This is a genomic window from Sabulicella flocculans (assembly GCF_045449635.1).
Lineage (GTDB): Bacteria > Pseudomonadota > Alphaproteobacteria > Acetobacterales > Acetobacteraceae > Roseococcus.
The window spans coordinates 48,441-65,901 of the sequence record NZ_JBJJBR010000004.1 but is presented as its reverse complement, the minus strand read 5'-3'; the positions used below and the strand labels follow the sequence as shown (position 1 = coordinate 65,901).

Below are 17,461 nucleotides of genomic sequence, written 5' to 3'. Positions count from 1 at the left end.
CTACTCCGATTCCAGCCGGGCGATCTCCTCGTCGCTCAGCCCGAAATGGTGGCCGATCTCGTGGATCAGCACGTTGCGGACCAGGGCGAACAGGTCCTCCCCCGTCTCGATCCATTCCAGCAGGATGGGCTCGCGGTAGAGCAGGATGAGGTCGGGCTCGCCCGGGGCGTCGCCGAAGCCCTTCTGCGTCAGCGGCACGCCGCGGTACAGGCCGGTCAGCTCCCACGGGCTGTCCAGGCCCATCGCCTCCACCGTCTCCTCGTCCGGCACCTCCTCCACCAGGATGGCGGCGCCATTCACCAGCTCGCGCAGCGCGGCGGGGATTGCGGCCAGCGCGTCCTCCGCCATCTCCAGGAGGTCCTCGGTGCTCGGGGGCGTGGTCGGTCGCATCGGTGCGCTTTGGCACGGGAGGATGGCGTGGTCGAGAAGCTGGATGGGGCGGCGCGCGCGCGGCTGGCCGGGGAACTGCCCGGCTGGCGCCTGGAGGGTGAGGCGCTGGAGCGGGAATGGAACTTCCGCGACTTTTCCGCCGCCTGGGGCTTCATGTCCCGCGTCGCTCTGCTGGCCGAGCAGCAGGACCACCACCCCGAATGGTCCAACGTCTATGGCCGCGTCCGCATCCGGCTGACCACGCACGACGCCGGAGGCCTGTCCGCCCGCGACGCCCGGCTGGCGCACGCCATCGATTCGCTTTCCCGCTGAAGGAGGTTGCGCGGCGGGGCGTTCGGGAACAAACAGGGGGCGTGGACGATGCCCTTCCCCTCCCCGCCCGCACCGCCGCCGTGACCCGCGCGGCCCTGCGCGCCTGCCTGGCCCGCGGCTGGTCGCCCGTGCTGGAGGTGCCGCTGCCCAATGGCCGCCGCGCCGACATCCTGGCCCTTCGCCCCGATGGCGGCTTCGCCATCATCGAGGTGAAGTCCTGCGCGCGCGACTTCCTGGCCGACATGAAGTGGCCCGACTACCGCGAGTTCTGCGACGAGCTGCACTTCGCCGTGGACCTCGACTTCCCGCAGGACCTGCTGCCGGAGGATTGCGGCCTGTGGGTCAGCGATGGCTGGGAGGCGGCGGAGATCCGCGCCGCCTTCGCCCACGCCATGCACCCGGCCCGCCGCCGCGCGCTGCTGCACCGCTTCGCCTGCGTCGCCGCCCAGCGGCTGGCCGCCGCCACCGACCCCGCCGGGCAGACCGAGCGTCGCGCCGCCCTGCTGTCGGACTGAACCGCCCGGCGCCGGTTGCGCCGGCGGCCCCGGCCGGCGCATCGTTCCGGGCATGATGCGCTTCCTCGCCGCCCTGCTCCTCGCCCTGCCCGCCGCGGCCCAGACCGCCGGGGCGCCGGCCGGCGACCTGGAACTGGGCGAGCGGCTGGCGCGGCAATGGTGCGCCAATTGCCACGCCGTCGCCCCCGGCATGGCCCCGCCCACCGGCGACGCCGCGCCCCCCTTCGCCGCCATCGCCCCGCGCGCCACGCTGGAAGGGCTGCGCGCCTTCCTGGCCCTGCCGCATCCGGACATGCCAGACCACCGCCTGTCCCGCGCCGAGGCCGATGCCGTAATTGCTTGGCTGCTGGCCCAGAGGCGCTGAGCGGGGCATCCTGCCGGCAGAAAGGAATCCCCATGAGCCGCAACACCGATGCCGTCTGGACCTTCGTCGAGGCCAAGCAGGAGGAGGCGATCGGCCTCTCCGACCGCGTCTGGGCCACGCCGGAGCTGGCCTATGCCGAGACGAAGTCGGCCGCCGAGCACACCGCCTTCCTGCACGCGCAGGGCTTCCGGGTGACGGAGCAGCTGGCCGGCATCCCCACCGCCATGATGGGCGAGGCCGGCGAGGGCGGCCCGGTCATCGCCATCCTGGGCGAGTTCGACGCCCTGCCCGGCCTGAGCAACGAGGCCGGCGTGGCCGAGCATCGCCCCATGCCGGGCGACGGAAACGGGCATGCCTGCGGCCACAACCTGTTGGGCGCCGGCTCGCTGCTCGCCGCCACTGCGGTGAAGGACTGGCTGGCCGCCAACGGCCTGCCCGGCCGCGTGCGCTACTACGGCTGCCCGGCCGAGGAAGGCGGCGCCGCCAAGGGCTTCATGACCCGCGCCGGGCTGTTCGACGACGTGGACATCGCCATCTCCTGGCATCCCTCGGGCTTCGCGGCGGTGAACGAGCCGCTGTCGCTGGCCAACACCCGCATCGACTTCACCTTCCACGGCCGCGCCTCGCACGCCGCGGCCTCGCCGCACCTGGGCCGCTCGGCGCTGGATGCGGTGGAGCTGATGAGCGTGGGCGTGAACTACCTGCGCGAGCACGTGCCGCAGGAAAGCCGCATCCACTACGCCTACCTCGATGCCGGGGGCGTGGCGCCCAACGTGGTGCAGGCCAAGGCCAAGGTGCGCTACCTGATCCGCGCCGCCGACGTGGAGGACCTGAACCGCCTGGTGGCCCGCGTGCGCAAGATCGCCGACGGCGCCGCCCTGATGACGGAGACGCGGGTGGAGACGCGGGTGGTTTCCGCCGTGTCCAACCTGCTGGGCAACCGCCCGCTGGAGGAGCTGATGCAGGCGGCGCTGGACCGCCTCGGCCCGCCCCCCTTCGACGCCGCCGACCACGCGCGCGCCGCGGAATTCCAGGCCACGCTGGGCGAGGAGGAGATCTCCTCCGCCTATCGCCGCATCGGCCTGCCGCGCGCGGAGTCGCCGCTGGCCGACCGCATCCCGGCGCTGGACGCGCCGCGCGTGCCGATGGTGGGCAGCACCGACGTGGGCGACGTGTCGTGGAAGGTGCCCACGGTGCAGGCGCGGGGTGCGACGCACGCCGTCGGCACGCCGCTGCATTCCTGGCAGGCCACCGCGCAGGGCACGCTGCCGCACGCGCACAAGGGCATGGTGCACGTGGCCAAGGTGATGGCCAGCACGGCGGTGGACGCGCTGACCCGGCCGGAGGTCATCGCCGCCGCCAAGGCCGAGCACCACGGCAAGACCGGCGGGCGCTACGTCTGCCCGCTGCCGGAGGACGCGACGCCGCCGATCGGGATGTCGCTGGCGGTGTAGGGCACGATCCGCTTTGATGGGCTCATCAAAGCGGTGAATCGTCCTCTCAGCAAAGGCTGGGTCATGATCCGCGCTGGAGGATCATGATCTAGCAGCCGTGGAACCCGCCGCCCTCCAGCGGCGCCAGCTCCAGGATGCCCAGCGCGGCGCCGCGCTCGATCACCAGCGCCGCGCCCTCGGGGAAGGCGCGGCCGCCAACCAGCGCGTCGCCCAGCACCATGATGGCCGGGGTGCGGTGGCCGACCAGCACCCGCACCCGGCCCGGCGGCACCGTCTGGGCGAACAGGCGCCGGTGCTCGGCCAGCACCCAGTCCAGGCGCGGGCCGCTGAAGTCGTCGGCCAGCAGGGAATCCGTCACCTGCACCGCCTCGGCGCCGAACATCGCCTCCGCGGTGTCGCGGGCGCGGAACACCGGGCCGGCCAGCACCGGGCGCTCGACCGCCACGCCCAGCGCCGCCAGCCGCGCGCCGATGGCGCGGGACTGCGCCACGCCCTCGGGCGAGATGTTGCGCTGCCCGGCACGGTCGCCGACGCGGAAGGAGCGGTCGCAGGGCTCGCCGCGGGTATCGGCGTGGCGGAAGAACAGGGTGACGCCGCCTTGCCGCAGCCGGGCCAGCAGCGGCGCGGCCTCCGGCGCATCCCAGCGCAGCGGGCGCAGCCGTTCCTGGGCCACGGCGGCGGCCGGCAGCAGGCAGGCGAGGACGGCGCGGCGCAGCATCGGCGCATCCTGGCGTGCGCCCCGGCGGATTGCCATGGCGGCGCACCGGCGTAGGCTCCGGCATGAGGAATGGGAGGGGCCGGGGCATGGCGGACGAGTTCGACTACGTGATCGTGGGCTGCGGCGCCGCCGGCTCGCTGCTTGCCGCCCGGCTGAGCGAGGACCCCGCCGCCACCGTCTGCGTGCTGGAGGCCGGGCCGCCCGACCGCCACCCCTTCATCCACATCCCCGCCGGCTTCATCAAGACGCTGAAGGACCCCGGCGTCACCTGGCAATTCTCCACCGAGCCGGGGCCGAACACCGCCGGGCGGCGCATCGCCACCGTGCAGGGGCGCACGCTGGGCGGCTCCTCCTCCGTCAACGGCATGATCTACAACCGCGGCCAGCCGGGCGACCTGGACAGCTGGGCGCAGCGCGGCAACCGCGGCTGGGGCTACGCCGACTGCCTGCCCTACTACATGCGCACCGAACGCCGCATCGGCTTCGGCGACGACGCCCGCCGCGGCCGCGAGCAGGGCATCCCGGTGACGGACATGGACTGGATCCACCCGGTCAGCGAGGCCTTCATCGCCGGCTGCGTCGGCATGGGGATCCCGCGCAACCCGGACTACAACTCGGGCGACCAGGCGGGGGTGGGCTACTACCAGCGCGCCATCCTCAACGGCCGGCGCGTCTCGGCCTATCGCGCCTTCCTGCACAAGGCGCTGTCCCGGCCCAACCTGGAGGTGCGCACCAACGCCCGCGCCTGCCAGGTGGTGCTGGAGGGGACGCGCGCCACCGCCATCCGCTACCAGCGCGACCGCGGCGGGCTGGCCACCGAGGTGCGGGCGCGGCGCGAGGTGATCCTGTCCGGCGGCACCGCCAACACCGCGCGTCTGCTGCAGGTCAGCGGCATTGGGCCAGGCTGGGTGCGCGACCTGGGCGTGGAGCTGCGCCACGAACTGCCCGGCGTCGGCGAGAACTTCCGCGACCACTACGCCGCGCGCTTCGTCATGCGCGCCAAGCCCGGCGTGCTGACGCTGAACCAGCAGGCGCGCGGGCTGCGGCTGGCCGGGCAGGTGGCGCGCTGGGGCGCCGGGCTGCCCTCGGCGCTGGCCACCGCGCCGTCGCACGTGCACGTCTTCTGGAAGAGCTTCGAGGGGCTGGACCAGCCGGACCTGCAATGCGTCTTCACCCCCGGTTCCTACAAGGAAGGCATGGTCTACGTGCTGGACGACGAGCCGGGCGTCACCGCCGGCGCCTGGCAGCACCGGCCCGAAAGCAAGGGCTGGGTGCGGGCGCGCTCGACGGATGTGTGGCAGGACCCGGAACTGCAGCCCAACTACCTGAGCGACCCGATGGACCAGCGCGTCCACCTGGGCGGGATGCGGCTGCTGCGGCGCATGCTCTCCACCCCGCAGATGAACGCCATCCTGGAGCGCGAGGTGTTGCCCGGCCCGCAGGCGCAGACCGATGACGAGCTGATGGACTTCTCGCGCCGCAACTCCTCCACCACCTATCACCTGATCGGCACCTGCAAGATGGGCCCGCAGGACGACCCGATGGCGGTAGTGGACGACCGGTTGCGGGTGCATGGGCTGCAGGGGCTGCGGGTGGTGGACGCCTCCATCATGCCCTCCATGACCAGCGCCAACACCTACGCCACCACGCTGATGATCGCCGAGAAGGCCAGCGACTTCATCCGCGGGCGCGAGGCGGTGGCGGCGTAACCGGCGCGGGCGGGCGGGGTTCAGCCGGCATGTGCGGGCGCTACCTCCTCCACCGGCCCAATGCCGAGATCGCGGCCTATTTCGACGTGGGCGGGCCGGTGCCCAACCACGGGCCGTCCTACAACATCGCGCCCACCCAGGCCTCCCTGGTGGTGCGCCACAACCCGCAGGACGGGCAGCGCCACCTGGATGCGCTGCAGTGGGGCCTGGTTCCCTACTGGTCCAAGGACGCCAAGGGCGGGGCGCGCATGATCAACGCTCGCGCCGACGGCGTGGCGCAGAAGCCCGCCTTCCGCGAGGCGTTCCGCCGGCGCCGCTGCCTAGTGCCGATGGACGGCTTCTACGAATGGAAGGCGATGGAGGGCCGGCGCCAGCCCTACCTCGCCACCATGGCCGATGGCAGCCCGATGGCCGCCGCCGGCCTGTGGGAGGGCTGGAAGGCCGAGGATGGCAGCTGGCTGCGCACCTACAGCATCATCACCACCGACGCCGCCGGACGGCAGGCCCTGCTGCACCACCGCATGCCGGTGCTGCTGCCGCGCGCCGCCTGGCCGGCTTGGCTGGGTGAGCGCGAGGCGGCGCCGGAGGCGCTGCAAGCTCTCCTGACGCCGCTGGACGACGCCCTGCTGGCCTTCCGCCCGGTGCATCCGCGCGTCGGCAAGGTGAGCGAGAACGACCCGGCCCTGCTGGAGCCCTACGCCGACGCCCCGCCCATCGAGGGGCTGATGACCGACGCGCCGGGCTGACGCCTCAGCCCTTGGCGTCGTTGGCGATCTCGGGCCGCACGACGCTGCCGATGGTGCCGCGCACCACCTCGACGCGGACGTTGGGGGCGATCTCCACCTCCAGCACGTCGCTGCCCTCGGTCACCTTCTTCACCTCGCCGACGATGCCCCCGGCGGTGACCACCTTGTCGCCGCGCTTCAGGCTGCCCAGCATCGCCTTGTGCTCCTTCATCTTCTTCTGCTGCGGGCGGATCAGCAGGAAGTAGAACACCACGAAGATGAGCAGCAGCGGCATCAGCTGCATGAAGACGGCGCCCGCGCCGGCGGTCGCGTCCTGGGCAAAGGCGGGGGAGATGAACATCGGTCCTCGCGGAATGGGGGTCGGGCCGCATCTGGCCCGACCCGGGCCTTGCGTCAACCGGAAGGGGCGGCTTGAACGGCCCGCATGGACACCGCCCTGCTGACCCGCATCGCCGAGGCGCTGGAACGCCTCTCCCCGCCCCCGCCGCCGCGGCCGACGCTGGAGGGCGCCGACGCCTTCGTCTGGCAGCCGCCGGCCACGCTGAAACCGGTCCCCAAGGTCTCGCGGGTGGAGATCGCGCTGCTCCAGGGCGTGGAGCGGCAGAAGGAGATCATCCTCGACAACACGCTGCGCTTCGCCCGCGGGTACGGCGCCAACAACGCCATGCTCTGGGGCGCGCGGGGCATGGGCAAGTCCTCGCTGGTCAAGGCCGCGCATGCCGAGGCCAACCGGCTGCATCCCGGCTCGCTGGCGCTGATCGAGATCCACCGCGAGGACATCCGCACCCTGCCGGAGTTGCTGGACATCCTCCGCAACCAGGACCGCCGCGCCCTGGTCTTCTGCGACGACCTCTCCTTCGAGAAGGAGGATGCCGAGTACAAGGCGCTGAAATCGGTGCTGGATGGCGGCATCGAGGGGCGCCCGGCCAATGTCCTGTTCTACGCCACCAGCAACCGCCGCCACCTGATGCCGCGCGACATGATCGAGAACGAGCGCTCCACCTCCATCAACCCGAGCGAGGCGGTGGAGGAGAAGGTCTCGCTTTCCGACCGCTTCGGCCTGTGGGTCGGCTTCCACAATTGCGACCAGCCGACCTTCTTCGCGATGATCGAGGGCTACGCCGCCGTCATGGGCCTTTCGCTGGATTCATCCGAGTTGCGCCGCCAGGCGGTGGAATGGAGCGTCACCCGTGGCGGCCGCTCCGGCCGCGTCGCCTGGCAGTTCGTGCAGGACCTGTCGGGACGCATGGAGAAGGCGGGATGAAGTGGATCGGCTCGCTGGAGGAACTGCACGCGCATTACGGCGTTCCGGGTCCAGCCAGCCTGCGCAAGGAAGCCGCGCGCGTGACGCCCGAATACCGCCGCATCATCGAGGCCGCGCCCTTCCTGGCGCTGGCCACCGCCGGCCCGGAAGGGCTGGACTGCTCCCCGCGCGGCGACCGCCCGGGCGAGCTGGTGCGCGTGCTGGACGACGCCACGCTGGCCCTGCCCGACCGCCGCGGCAACGACCGCATCGACAGCCTGCGCAACATGGTGCGCGACCCGCGGGTGGCGCTGATGTTCCTGGTGCCCGGCAGCGGCAACGCCCTGCGCGTCAACGGCACCGCCCGCCTGACCGCCGACCAGGCCCTGCGCGACTCCTTCGCGGTGGAGGGCAAAGCGCCGCGCACCGTCGCCGTCATCGCGGTGCAGGCGATCTACTTCCAATGCGCCCGCGCCATCCTCCGCGCGAAGCTGTGGGAGCCGCATGCGGCGCCCGACCTGCCCACCCCCGGCCAGATCCTCGCCGCCATGACGGCGGGCGCGGTGGGCGGCGACGCCTATGACCGCGAATGGCCGGAACGCGCCAAGGCCAGCATGTGGTGATCGGCCCGGCGGAGCGTGACGCGAAGGGCCGCTTCCGCAACCCGGACGGCACGCCGGCCGGGCAGCAGCTGCGCGCGCTCTGGGCCTGGCTGAAGGACGGCCCCGGCCCGGCCTGGAAGACGCCGCCGCCCGACCCGCCGCAACCCCCGCCGCCGCGCGAGGTGCCGCCCGGCCATGCGGCGCTGACCTTCATCGGCCATGCCTCCTACGCGCTGCGGCTGGCGGATGGCTTCACCGCGCTGTTCGACCCCATCTTCTCCGCGCGCTGCTCGCCCTTCCAATGGGTCGGGCCGAAGCGGGCGCGGCCGCCCGCCTGGCGCCCGGCGGATTTCGAGCGCGTGGACGCCGTCTTCGTCTCCCATGCCCATTGGGACCACATGGACGGGCCGTCGCTGCGGGAGTTGCATGCGCGCTTCGCCCCGCTGGTCGTCACCGGCCTGGGCAACGCGGCCAACCTTCGGCGCGAGGGCATCGGGGATTCCGTGGAACTGGACTGGGGCGGCACCCACCCCCTGCCCGGCGGCCACCGCGCCACCTTCGTGCCGATGCGCCACTTCGCCGCCCGCTGGGGCAATGACCGGGCGATGACGCTGTGGGGCGGCTTCGCGCTGGAAACGGCGGATGGCGGGCGCCTGCTGCACGCGGGCGACACCGCCTGGGGGCCGCACCTGGAGGCCATCGGCGCGCATTTCGGCCGCTTCGACGCGGCGATGATCCCCATCGGCGCCTACGAGCCCGAATGGTTCATGCAGTCCGTCCACATCACGCCGGAACAGGCGCTGGCGGCGCAGCAGGAGCTGCGCGCCCGCACCGCGCTGGCGATGCACCACGGCACCTTCAAGCTGACGCGCGAAGGCATCGACGACCCGCCGCGCCGCCTGCTGGCCGCCCGCGGCGCGCAGGATTTCCGCGTGCCCGCCTTCGGCGAGACGGTGCTGGTGCCGCTGTCTCAGAACCCGTAGAGGCGGGCCGGATTCTCCACCAGCACGCGCTGCCAGTCGCCGCCGGTCCAGTCATGCAGCCAGTCCAGCAGGGTGCCGTCATCCAGCATCTCGGCGTCGGTCTTGAAGCCCGTGTGCGGCCAGTCGGTGCCCCAGACGCAGCGCTCCGGCGCGGCGTGCAGCAGCCGTTCCGCCAGAGCCGCAACGCCGCGATAGGGGGCGGGGGCCGAGCGGTAGCCGGAGAGCTTCACCCAGGCCTTGCCTCCCTCCAGCAGCCGCAGCAGCGCGCGCATGGCCGGGCCGTCGGCGCCCTCGGCGGCCTGGGCGCCGCCCATGTGGTCCAGCACCACCGGCACCGGCAGCGCCGCCAGCCGGTCCGCCAGTTCCGGCAGGGAGTTGGTGAAGACCTGCACGTGCCAGCCCAGCGGGGCGATGCGGCGCGCCAGCGCCTCCAGCGCATCCAGCGGCGCGCCATTGCCGGAAACGGCGTTGAACCGCACCCCCACCGCCCCGCCCGCCGCCAGGGCGGCTAAGTCCGCGGCCTCGTCCACCACCACCACGGCGCGGGACTGCGCGCGGCCCAGGCGATGCACCGCGTCCATCGTCACCGCGTTGTCGGTGCCGGAGACGCTGGCGGTGACGACCACCCGCCGCTCCAGCCCCAGCACCGCCGCCGTCTCGGCATAGTGCTCCACGCTGGCCTCGGGCGGGGTGTAGGGGCGCTGCGCGTCCAGCGGGAAGCGCGCATAGGGGCCGAACACGTGGAAGTGGCAGTCGCAGGAACCGGACGGCACGCGGTGGCGCGGCGGGGTGGGGCGGGGCTTGGCGGGGGCGCAGTCGGGGGTCATCCTGCCGGCCATTCTTCCGGAGGGAACGCATGACGGGCAAGGTGGCGGTGGTGACGGGCGCGGGCACGGGCATCGGCCGGGCGGTGGCGGTGACGCTGCTGAAGGCGGGCTACCGCGTGGCGCTGGCCGGGCGCCGGGCGGAACCGCTGGAGGAAACGGCGGCCATGGCCGGCGGCGAATCCCTCTGCGTGCCGACCGACGTGGCGGATGCGGCCTCGGTCGCCGCGCTGTTCGCCGCCGTGCACGGCAAGTGGGGCCGCCTGGACCTGCTGTTCAACAATGCCGGCCTCAACGCGCCGGGCGTGCCCTTCGACGAGTTGCCGCTGGAGAAATGGCGCGAGATCGTGGACGTGAACCTCACTGGCTCGTTCCTCTGCGCCCAGCACGCCTTCCGCATGATGAAGGCGCAGTCGCCGCAGGGCGGGCGCATCATCAACAACGGCTCCATCAGCGCCCATGCGCCGCGGCCGGACAGCGCGCCCTACACCGCCACCAAGCACGCCATCACCGGCCTGACGAAGTCGCTGGCGCTGGATGGCCGCGGCTTCAACATCGCCGCCGGGCAGGTGGACATCGGCAACGCCGCCACGCCGATGACGCAGCGCATGCAGAAGGGCGTGAAGCAGGCCAACCGCGAGGTGAAGGTGGAGCCCACCATGGACGTGCAGAACGTCGCCGACGCGGTGCTGTTCATGGATGGCCGCACGCCCGAGGCGAACGTGCTGTTCATGACCATCAAGGCGACGGAAATGCCTTTCGAGGGCCGTGGCTGACCTCCACCGCGGAAGAATGCTGCAAGCCTAGTCTGTTACGACGCCTTCCTGTCAGGCCGCGCGAAGTCCAGCGCGGCCAGCATGGTTTCCACCCCCTGCGCCGCCTGCATGATCCGCGTGCGCAGCGGGTCGCGCGGCGCCACCGGGGTGCGCGCGAGCAGGTCGCGGATCGCCGCTTCCTTGGCGGCGTCCGAAAGGGCGTCGAATGGAGCCATGATGGTTGCGGAACGCCAGCGCGACACCATGGGTTGCGCTACCTTCCGTCAAAGGCAGGGTCGCGCTTCTCCAGCATCGCCGCCACCGCCTCCCGGTGGTCCGCCGTCTCCTGCGCGATGGCCTGGAAGGCCGCGCTCATCTCCAGCAGGGAGGGCAGGGACATGTGCTGCCCTTCGCGCAGCAGCCGCTTGGTCATGCGCAGCACGCCGGGGGGGTTGCGGGTGATCCGCGCCGCCAGCGCGCGGGCCGCCCCCATCAATTCCCCATGCGGCACGACGCGCGAGACGAGGCGCGCCGCCAGCGCCGCCTGGGCGTCCAGCGCATCCCCGGTGAAGGACATCTCGGCCGCGAGCGACAGGCCCACGGCGCGCGGCAGCAGCCAGGCCCCGCCATCGCCCGGCACGATGCCGACCCGCACGAAGGATTCCGCGAACACCGCGCGGTCGGAGGCGATGCGGATGTCGCACATGCAGGCGAGGTCCAGCCCGGCGCCGATGGCCGGGCCGTTCACCGCGGCGATGGTCGGCACGTCCAGCTCCCACAGCGCCAGCGGGATGCGCTGGATGCCGCGGCGGTAGTTCTCGCGCATCTGCGCCGGGCCGTCGGCATCCATGATGCCGGTGCGGTCGCGCATGCCCTTCACGTCGCCGCCGGCGCAGAAGGCCGGGTCGGCGCCGGTCAGGATGACGCAGCGGATGGACTGGTCGCGCGCGATGCGGCAGCAGGCGGCCTCCACCTCCTCGCAATCCGCGAAGGAGGAGATGGCGTTGCGCCGGGCGGGCGCGTCCAGGGTCAGCACCGCCAGGTGCCCGTCCTGCTCGAAGCGCAAGAAGCTCATCGTCCCTCCTCCGTCACGTCGCGGGCGGTCAGCCCCGCCCACAGCCCGTGACCGCCCCAGCCCATCGCCAGCCGCCCGGCCTCGGTGGCCCAGGCGCGCTCGGTGCCGCCTTCCTCCCGCCAGGACCACAGGCGGCGGGTCAGGTGGTGCAGCGCGTGGTCCTCGGTGATGCCGATGGCGGCGAAGACCTGGTGGGCGGTGGCCGCGCCCAGGGTCGCCGCCTCGCCCGCCACCACCTTGGCGCAGGCCACCTCGAACTCCGCCCCGGCCAGGCCGCGCGCGTCGGCGGCGCGGGCGGCGGCGGCGACCGCCACACCGGCCAGCGCCACCTCGCCCGCCATGGCCGCCAGCTGCTGCTGCACCGCCTGGAACTTGCCGATCGGGCGGCCGAACTGCTTGCGGGTGTTGGCCCAGTCCACCGCCAGGGCCAGCACCGCCTCCAGCGCGCCGGCCACCTGCGCGGCGCGCAGCAGCGCCAGCCCCAGCGGCGCCAGCCGGCCATCCGGCAGCAGCCCGCGCGCGGCGGGGGCGGCGGCGCCCAAACGGTCGCGCGGCTCCCGGCCCAGGTTGGTTCCGGGCACCACGTCGCCGGCGGGCAGCAGCGCCACCCGCGCGCCCTCCACCGCCACCACCCAGGCAGCGTGGCGGCCCCAGGGGGCGGGGCCACCCGCCAGCGCCAGCGCCAGCAGCCCGTCCGGCGCCTCCATCCCCCCCTCGGCCAGCAGGCGCGCGGCCAGCATCTGCTCGCCCAGCGGCAGCGGCGCGCCGTGCCGGCCCAGCACCTGCCACACGGCGGCGGCGTCGCCCCAGGACAGGCCGACGCCCCCCTGCCCTTCCGGCACCAGCGCCAGCCCCAGCCCCAGCGCCTCGGCCTCCGCCCACAGGGCGGCGGGCCACTCCCCGGCCTCCACCGCGCGCAGCACCGGGTGGGCGGCCAGCAAGCGGTCCAGCTGGGTGGTCAGAAGCTCGCGCAGCTCGCTCATCGCAGCCCCAGCTCCCGCGCGATGATGCCGCGCAGGATCTCCCGCGTGCCGCCGCGCAGGCTGAAGGTGGGCGACAGCATGGCCAGCGTGCCCAGCATGCGCTCCAGCGGCTCCGGCCGGTCGGGCGGGTCCAGCAGGGCGCGCAGCCGCTCGGGCAGCGCCTGCTCGAAGGCGTTGCCGGCATCCTTCACCAGCGCGGCCTCCACCGCCGGGTCCTCGCCGCGCTGCAGCATGCCGCCGACCCCCAGCGACATGGTCCGCAAGGCCCAGAGCCGCGCCACCAGCCGCCCGGCCTCCGGCGTCGCCGCCTCCGGCAGCGCGTCCATCGCCTCGGCCAGGGCGGGGAAGGAGGAGAGCACGCGGTCCGGGCCCGAGCGCTCGAAGGCCAGCTCGCTGGTGGCCTGCGCCCAGCCCCGGCCTTCCACCCCCAGCAGGTCCCCGGCATCCAGCCGCACGCCGTCGAAGGTCACCTCGTTGAAGCTGTCCTCGCCCTCCAGGTCACGGATGGGGCGGATGGTGATGCCCGGCCGCCGCAGGTCCACCAGGAATTGCGAGAGGCCGGCGTGGCGGGAGCCGCCCTCGGGCGCCGGCGCGGTGCGCACCAGGGCGATCATGTAGTCGCTCCTGTGGGCGAAGGTGGTCCAGATCTTGCGCCCCTCCAGCACCCAGCCCTGGTTGTCGCGCGTCGCCTTCGTGCGCAGGCTGGCGAGGTCGCTGCCGGAATCCGGCTCGCTGAGGCCGATGCAGAAGGCCAGCTCGCCGCGGGCGATGCCGGGCAGGATGCGGCGCTTCTGCTCCTCCGTGCCGACGCGCAGGATGAGCGGGCCGGATTGCCGGTCGCCGATCCAGTGCGCGCCCACCGGGGCGCCGGCCGCCAGCAGCTCCTCCAGCACCACCATGCGCTCCATGGCGCTGCGGTTGTGCCCGCCGTACTCCAGCGGCCATGTCATGCCGATCCAGCCGCGTTCGCCGAGCGCGCGGGAGAAGCCGCGGTCGAACCCCATCCAGGAGCGTGCGCGCTGCTCCGCCGTCCAGCCCGGCGCGTGCTCCGCCAGGAAGGCGCGCAGCTCGCCGCGCAGGGTGCGCGTGTCGGGCAGGTCCGGCAGGTCGAAGCGCATGGATGTTTCCCCTCGCCTGAACCCTAGGGGGCATGACGCCGCGCGCAACCCCCCTTACCCTCGGCTGGGCCAAGACGGAGGGGAGCGTTCCAGATGGACCAGTTCGGCATCGGCCAGCCCGTGCGCCGCAAGGAGGACGTGCGCCTGCTGACCGGGCGCGGCACCTACACCGACGACCTCCATCGCCCCGGCCTGGCGCACCTGGCCGTGCTGCGCTCCCCGCATGCCCACGCGCGCATCCTGTCGCTCGACGTGGCGGCGGCGCGCGCCATGCCCGGGGTGCTGCTGGTGCTGACCGGCGCCGACGCCGCCGCGGACGGGCTGGGCCTGCTGCCGGTGCAGGTGGAGGTGCCGGGGGTGGACGGCCAGCCCCTGTGGTGCCCGCCGCGCCCCATCCTGCAATCCGACGCGGTGCGCTTCGTGGGCGACCCGGTGGCCTGCGTGGTGGCGGAAACCCGCGCCCAGGCGCTGGACGCGCTGGACGCCATCGCGGTGGACTACGACACCCTGCCCAGCGTCACCGACACCGCCGCGGCGCTGGACGCCGATGCGCCCGTGATCTGGCCGGAGCGCGGCTCCAACCTCTGCGTCCACTGGTCCTCCGGCCGCGAGGCCGAGGCGGAGGCCGCCTTCGCCCGCGCCCACCGCACCGTTTCGGTGCGGCTGGTGAACAACCGCGTGGTCGGCAACCCGATGGAGCCGCGCGTGGCGCTGGGCGAGTGGGACGGCGAGCGCTGGACGCTGACGAGCCCGACCCAGGGCGTGGTGCGCGTGCGCGAGGGGCTGGCGAAGTTCGTGTTCGGGGTGGGGCTGGAGCGGCTGCGGGTGGTGTCGCCCGACGTCGGCGGCGGATTCGGGCTGCGCGGCAAGCTGTTCCCGGAATCCGCCATGGTGCTGTGGGCGGCGAAGCGCCTGGGCCGCCCGGTGAAGTGGCTGGCCGGCCGCACCGAAACCTTCCTGAGCGACCCGCACGGCCGCGACCACGTGACGGAGGCGGAGATGGCCTTTGACGCCGAGGCGCGCATCCTGGGCATGAAGGTACGCACGGTCGCCGCCATGGGCGCCTACCTGCTGGATTTCGGGCCGCGCGTGCCCACCGTGGCCGGCGGGCGCATCCAGGGCACGGTGTACGACATGCAGGCGGTGAACGTGCAGGTGCGCTGCGCCTTCACCAACACCGTGCCCACCGACGCCTACCGCGGCGCCGGCCGGCCCGAGACCGCCTACGTGATCGAGCGCCTGCTGGACCAGGGCGCGGCCGCCTTCGGCCTCGCGCGGGAGGAGATCCGCCGGCGCAACTACATCCGCCCCGAGCAGATCCCCTACCGCAACTGCGCCGGCAACGAGATCGACAGCGGCGAGTTCGCCGCCACCCAGCAGCAGGCGCTGGAGCTGATGGACTGGGAGGGCTTCGCCGCGCGCCAGCGGGAATCCGCCGCGCGCGGCCGGCTGCGCGGCCGCGGCATCGGCTACTTCATCGAGGCCTCGGGCGGGCAGCCCGCCGAATGGTCGCGCATCCGCATCACCGAGGCGGGCGAGGCGCTGGTGCATGTGGGCACCTTTTCCCACGGCCAGGGGCACGAGACCGCCTTCGCCCAGCTCGCCCACGCCAGGCTGGGCATCCCCTTCGACAAGGTGCGGCTGGTGCAGGGCGATTCCGACCTGGTTCCCGCCGGCGGCGGCACCGGCGGCTCGCGCTCCTCGCAGATGGGCGGCGTGGCGGTGACGCGCGCGGCGAGCGCGGTGCTGGACAAGGCCCGCCGCCTGGCAGCCGAGCGGCTGGAATGCGCCGAGGCCGACATCGAGCACCAGGGCGAGCGCTTCGCCATCGCCGGCACCGACCGCTCCATCGGCTGGGGCGAGCTGGCGCAGGGCGGCGCCCTGGACGAGCAGCTCACCTACAAGCGCAACACCGAGTGCAACTTCCCGAATGGCTGCCACCTCGCCGAGGTGGAGGTGGACCCCGAGACCGGCGAGGTGCAGGTGGTGCGCTACGCCGCGGTGGACGACGTCGGCGTGCCGCTGAACCCGCTGCTGGTGCACGGGCAATGCCATGGCGGCATCGTCGCCGGCATCGGCCAGGCGGTGCTGGAGCACACGGCCTACGAGGCCGAGTACGGGCAGCTGGTGAGCGCGAGCTTCCAGGATTACGCCCTGCCCCGCGCGGCCGACGTGCCGGAGCTGCAGGTCGGGCTGAACGTGGTGCCCTGCCCGTCCAACGACCTGGGCGTGAAGGGCGCGGGCGAGGGCGGCGCCTGCGGCGCGCCGCCGGCCATCATCGGCGCGGTGTGCGACGCGCTGGGCGTGCCCCACCTGGACATGCCGCTGACGCCCGAGAAGGTCTGGCGCGCCCTGGACGCGCGCCGGGCCGCGGAATAGGGTCGCCCGCCATGAGCCTGACCGCCGAGCGCCTCGACCGCATCTCCCCCTCCCAGACCATCGTCATCACCGGCAAGGCCCGGGCGCTGAAGGCGGCGGGCAAGGACGTCATCAGCCTGTCGGTCGGCGAGCCCGACTTCGACACGCCGCAGAACATCAAGGACGCCGCCATCGCCGCCATCCAGCGCGGCGAGACGCGCTACACCGACGTCGCGGGCACCATGGAGCTGCGGCGCGCGGTGGCGGCGAAGTTCAAGCACGACAACGGCATCGACTACGCGCCGGAGGAGATCATCGTCACCACCGGCGGCAAGCAGGTGATCTTCAACGCCCTGCTGGCCACCATCGACGCCGGCGACGAGGCCATCATCCCCACCCCCTGCTGGGTCAGCTACCCCGACATCGTGGCGCTGGCCGAGGGCGTGCCCGTCTTCGTGCCCTGCGGCCCCAACCAGCGCTTCAAGATGACGCCCGAGCAGCTGGAAGCCGCGATCACGCCGCGCACCAAGTGGCTGATCCTCAACAACCCCTCCAACCCCACCGGCGCGGCCTACGACGCGGCGGAGCTGAACGCGCTGACCGACGTGCTGCTGCGCCACCCGCATGTCTGGGTCTTCACCGACGACATCTACGAGAAGCTGGCCTTCGACGGGCTGCGCCCCGCCACCATCGTGCAGGTGGAGCCGCGCCTGCGCGAGCGCACCATCACCATGAACGGCTGCTCCAAGGGCTACGCCATGACCGGCTGGCGCATCGGCTTCGCCGGCGCGCCGCTGGCGCTGATCAAGGCGATGGACAAGCTGCAGGGGCAGAGCACCTCCAACACCTCCTCCATCTCCCAGGCCGCGGCGGTCGAGGCGCTGAACGGCCCGCAGGACAGCGTGGCCGCCATGGGCGCCGTGTTCCAGCGCCGCCGCGACCTGGTCGTGCGGATGCTGAACGAGGCGCCGGGCCTGCACTGCCTGGTGCCGGAAGGGGCGTTCTACGTCTTCCCCTCCATCCATGGCTGCCTGGGCAAGACCAGCGCCGGCGGGCGCGCCATCACGGACGACGCCGCCTTCGTGGAGGCGCTGCTGGAGGAGGAGGGCGTGGCCGCGGTGCACGGCAGCGCCTTCATGTTCCCCGGCCACTTCCGCATCTCCTACGCCACCGACGACGCGACGCTGACGGAAGCCTGCACGCGCATCCAGCGCTTCTGCGCCGGCTTGCGCTGACAGGACCCTTGCGAAGCGCCCGAAGCGGCGTCTAGCCTCCCTCCCAACAAGGATTGGGGAGGCGGCCGGGATGACGG

20 protein-coding genes are annotated in these 17,461 nt (G+C 73.2%); 12 read left to right on the top strand and 8 right to left on the bottom strand.

What is annotated here, in order from left to right; genetic code table 11:
• The gene (locus tag ACI6QG_RS06695) at nucleotides 1-390 is read right to left on the bottom strand and encodes a metallopeptidase family protein (protein ID WP_407023805.1); all 390 of its coding nucleotides are present in this window, start codon (nucleotides 388-390) and stop codon (nucleotides 1-3) included.
• A gap of 27 nt (nucleotides 391-417) precedes the next feature.
• Between ACI6QG_RS06695 and ACI6QG_RS06690 the strand changes: the two genes are divergently transcribed.
• Genes ACI6QG_RS06690 through ACI6QG_RS06675 form a run of 4 tightly spaced genes read left to right on the top strand, consistent with a single transcriptional unit; the run spans nucleotide 418 to nucleotide 3,035 of the window.
• Nucleotides 418-702, top strand: a complete 285-nt coding sequence (locus ACI6QG_RS06690; RefSeq protein WP_407023804.1) for a 4a-hydroxytetrahydrobiopterin dehydratase — start codon at nucleotides 418-420, stop codon at nucleotides 700-702.
• 41 nt (nucleotides 703-743) lie between these two features.
• Nucleotides 744-1,217, top strand: coding sequence for an MmcB family DNA repair protein (locus tag ACI6QG_RS06685; protein ID WP_407023803.1), 474 nt, complete (start codon nucleotides 744-746; stop codon nucleotides 1,215-1,217).
• A 52-nt stretch (nucleotides 1,218-1,269) separates the two neighbouring features.
• Nucleotides 1,270-1,581, top strand: coding sequence for a c-type cytochrome (locus ACI6QG_RS06680; protein WP_407023802.1), 312 nt, complete (start codon nucleotides 1,270-1,272; stop codon nucleotides 1,579-1,581).
• 32 nt (nucleotides 1,582-1,613) lie between these two features.
• Nucleotides 1,614-3,035, top strand: coding sequence for a M20 family metallopeptidase (locus ACI6QG_RS06675; RefSeq protein ID WP_407023801.1), 1,422 nt, complete (start codon nucleotides 1,614-1,616; stop codon nucleotides 3,033-3,035).
• 88 nt (nucleotides 3,036-3,123) lie between these two features.
• Here ACI6QG_RS06675 and ACI6QG_RS06670 read toward each other — a convergent pair whose 3' ends face one another.
• Complete coding sequence (locus ACI6QG_RS06670) at nucleotides 3,124-3,753, bottom strand: histidine phosphatase family protein (protein ID WP_407023800.1); 630 nt, start codon at nucleotides 3,751-3,753, stop codon at nucleotides 3,124-3,126.
• An 86-nt stretch (nucleotides 3,754-3,839) separates the two neighbouring features.
• On the opposite strand from ACI6QG_RS06670, the gene ACI6QG_RS06665 reads away from it, so the two are divergent.
• On the top strand, nucleotides 3,840-5,462 hold the full coding sequence (locus ACI6QG_RS06665) for a GMC family oxidoreductase (RefSeq protein ID WP_407023799.1): 1,623 nt from the start codon (nucleotides 3,840-3,842) through the stop codon (nucleotides 5,460-5,462).
• 29 nt (nucleotides 5,463-5,491) lie between these two features.
• Nucleotides 5,492-6,208 (top strand): SOS response-associated peptidase, encoded by a 717-nt coding sequence (locus ACI6QG_RS06660; protein ID WP_407023798.1) that lies wholly within the window; start codon nucleotides 5,492-5,494, stop codon nucleotides 6,206-6,208.
• Between the two features lie 4 nt (nucleotides 6,209-6,212).
• Here ACI6QG_RS06660 and yajC read toward each other — a convergent pair whose 3' ends face one another.
• Nucleotides 6,213-6,548 carry a preprotein translocase subunit YajC gene (yajC, locus tag ACI6QG_RS06655; protein WP_407023797.1) on the bottom strand — a complete coding sequence of 112 codons (336 nt, stop codon included), beginning with the start codon at nucleotides 6,546-6,548 and terminating at the stop codon, nucleotides 6,213-6,215.
• Nucleotides 6,549-6,632: 84 nt separating this feature from the next.
• Here yajC and ACI6QG_RS06650 point away from each other — a divergent pair, with 84 nt between their 5' ends.
• From ACI6QG_RS06650 to ACI6QG_RS06640, 3 genes are read left to right on the top strand one after another with little or no spacing between them, the layout of a single operon-like run.
• A complete protein-coding gene (locus tag ACI6QG_RS06650) occupies nucleotides 6,633-7,472 on the top strand; it encodes an ATP-binding protein (protein WP_407023796.1) in 840 nt (279 codons plus the stop codon).
• Entirely contained in the window at nucleotides 7,469-8,074 is a 606-nt protein-coding gene (locus ACI6QG_RS06645) for a pyridoxamine 5'-phosphate oxidase family protein (protein WP_407023795.1), read from the top strand. The genes ACI6QG_RS06650 and ACI6QG_RS06645 overlap by 4 nt, the downstream gene beginning before the upstream one ends.
• Complete coding sequence (locus ACI6QG_RS06640; protein WP_407023794.1) at nucleotides 8,071-9,036, top strand: MBL fold metallo-hydrolase; 966 nt, start codon at nucleotides 8,071-8,073, stop codon at nucleotides 9,034-9,036. Before ACI6QG_RS06645 ends, ACI6QG_RS06640 begins: the two co-directional genes overlap by 4 nt.
• Here the strand turns inward: ACI6QG_RS06640 and ACI6QG_RS06635 are convergent.
• Complete coding sequence (locus ACI6QG_RS06635) at nucleotides 9,024-9,863, bottom strand: amidohydrolase family protein (protein ID WP_407023793.1); 840 nt, start codon at nucleotides 9,861-9,863, stop codon at nucleotides 9,024-9,026. The two genes, ACI6QG_RS06640 and ACI6QG_RS06635, sit on opposite strands and share 13 nt — an antisense overlap.
• A gap of 29 nt (nucleotides 9,864-9,892) precedes the next feature.
• Here ACI6QG_RS06635 and ACI6QG_RS06630 point away from each other — a divergent pair, with 29 nt between their 5' ends.
• Entirely contained in the window at nucleotides 9,893-10,636 is a 744-nt protein-coding gene (locus tag ACI6QG_RS06630) for an SDR family oxidoreductase (protein ID WP_407023792.1), read from the top strand.
• 35 nt (nucleotides 10,637-10,671) lie between these two features.
• Here ACI6QG_RS06630 and ACI6QG_RS06625 read toward each other — a convergent pair whose 3' ends face one another.
• From ACI6QG_RS06625 to ACI6QG_RS06610, 4 genes are read right to left on the bottom strand one after another with little or no spacing between them, the layout of a single operon-like run.
• Nucleotides 10,672-10,881, bottom strand: a complete 210-nt coding sequence (locus ACI6QG_RS06625) for a hypothetical protein (RefSeq protein WP_407023791.1) — start codon at nucleotides 10,879-10,881, stop codon at nucleotides 10,672-10,674.
• Between the two features lie 8 nt (nucleotides 10,882-10,889).
• Nucleotides 10,890-11,690, bottom strand: coding sequence for a crotonase/enoyl-CoA hydratase family protein (locus ACI6QG_RS06620; protein WP_407023790.1), 801 nt, complete (start codon nucleotides 11,688-11,690; stop codon nucleotides 10,890-10,892).
• Complete coding sequence (locus tag ACI6QG_RS06615) at nucleotides 11,687-12,673, bottom strand: acyl-CoA dehydrogenase family protein (protein ID WP_407023789.1); 987 nt, start codon at nucleotides 12,671-12,673, stop codon at nucleotides 11,687-11,689. Before ACI6QG_RS06615 ends, ACI6QG_RS06620 begins: the two co-directional genes overlap by 4 nt.
• Nucleotides 12,670-13,791, bottom strand: coding sequence for an acyl-CoA dehydrogenase family protein (locus ACI6QG_RS06610; RefSeq protein WP_407023788.1), 1,122 nt, complete (start codon nucleotides 13,789-13,791; stop codon nucleotides 12,670-12,672). Before ACI6QG_RS06610 ends, ACI6QG_RS06615 begins: the two co-directional genes overlap by 4 nt.
• A gap of 93 nt (nucleotides 13,792-13,884) precedes the next feature.
• On the opposite strand from ACI6QG_RS06610, the gene ACI6QG_RS06605 reads away from it, so the two are divergent.
• On the top strand, nucleotides 13,885-16,170 hold the full coding sequence (locus ACI6QG_RS06605; RefSeq protein WP_407023787.1) for a xanthine dehydrogenase family protein molybdopterin-binding subunit: 2,286 nt from the start codon (nucleotides 13,885-13,887) through the stop codon (nucleotides 16,168-16,170).
• Between the two features lie 11 nt (nucleotides 16,171-16,181).
• Nucleotides 16,182-17,384: a pyridoxal phosphate-dependent aminotransferase gene (locus ACI6QG_RS06600; protein ID WP_407023786.1), complete on the top strand. Its 1,203-nt coding sequence runs from the start codon at nucleotides 16,182-16,184 to the stop codon at nucleotides 17,382-17,384.
• Nucleotides 17,385-17,461 lie beyond the last annotated feature (77 nt).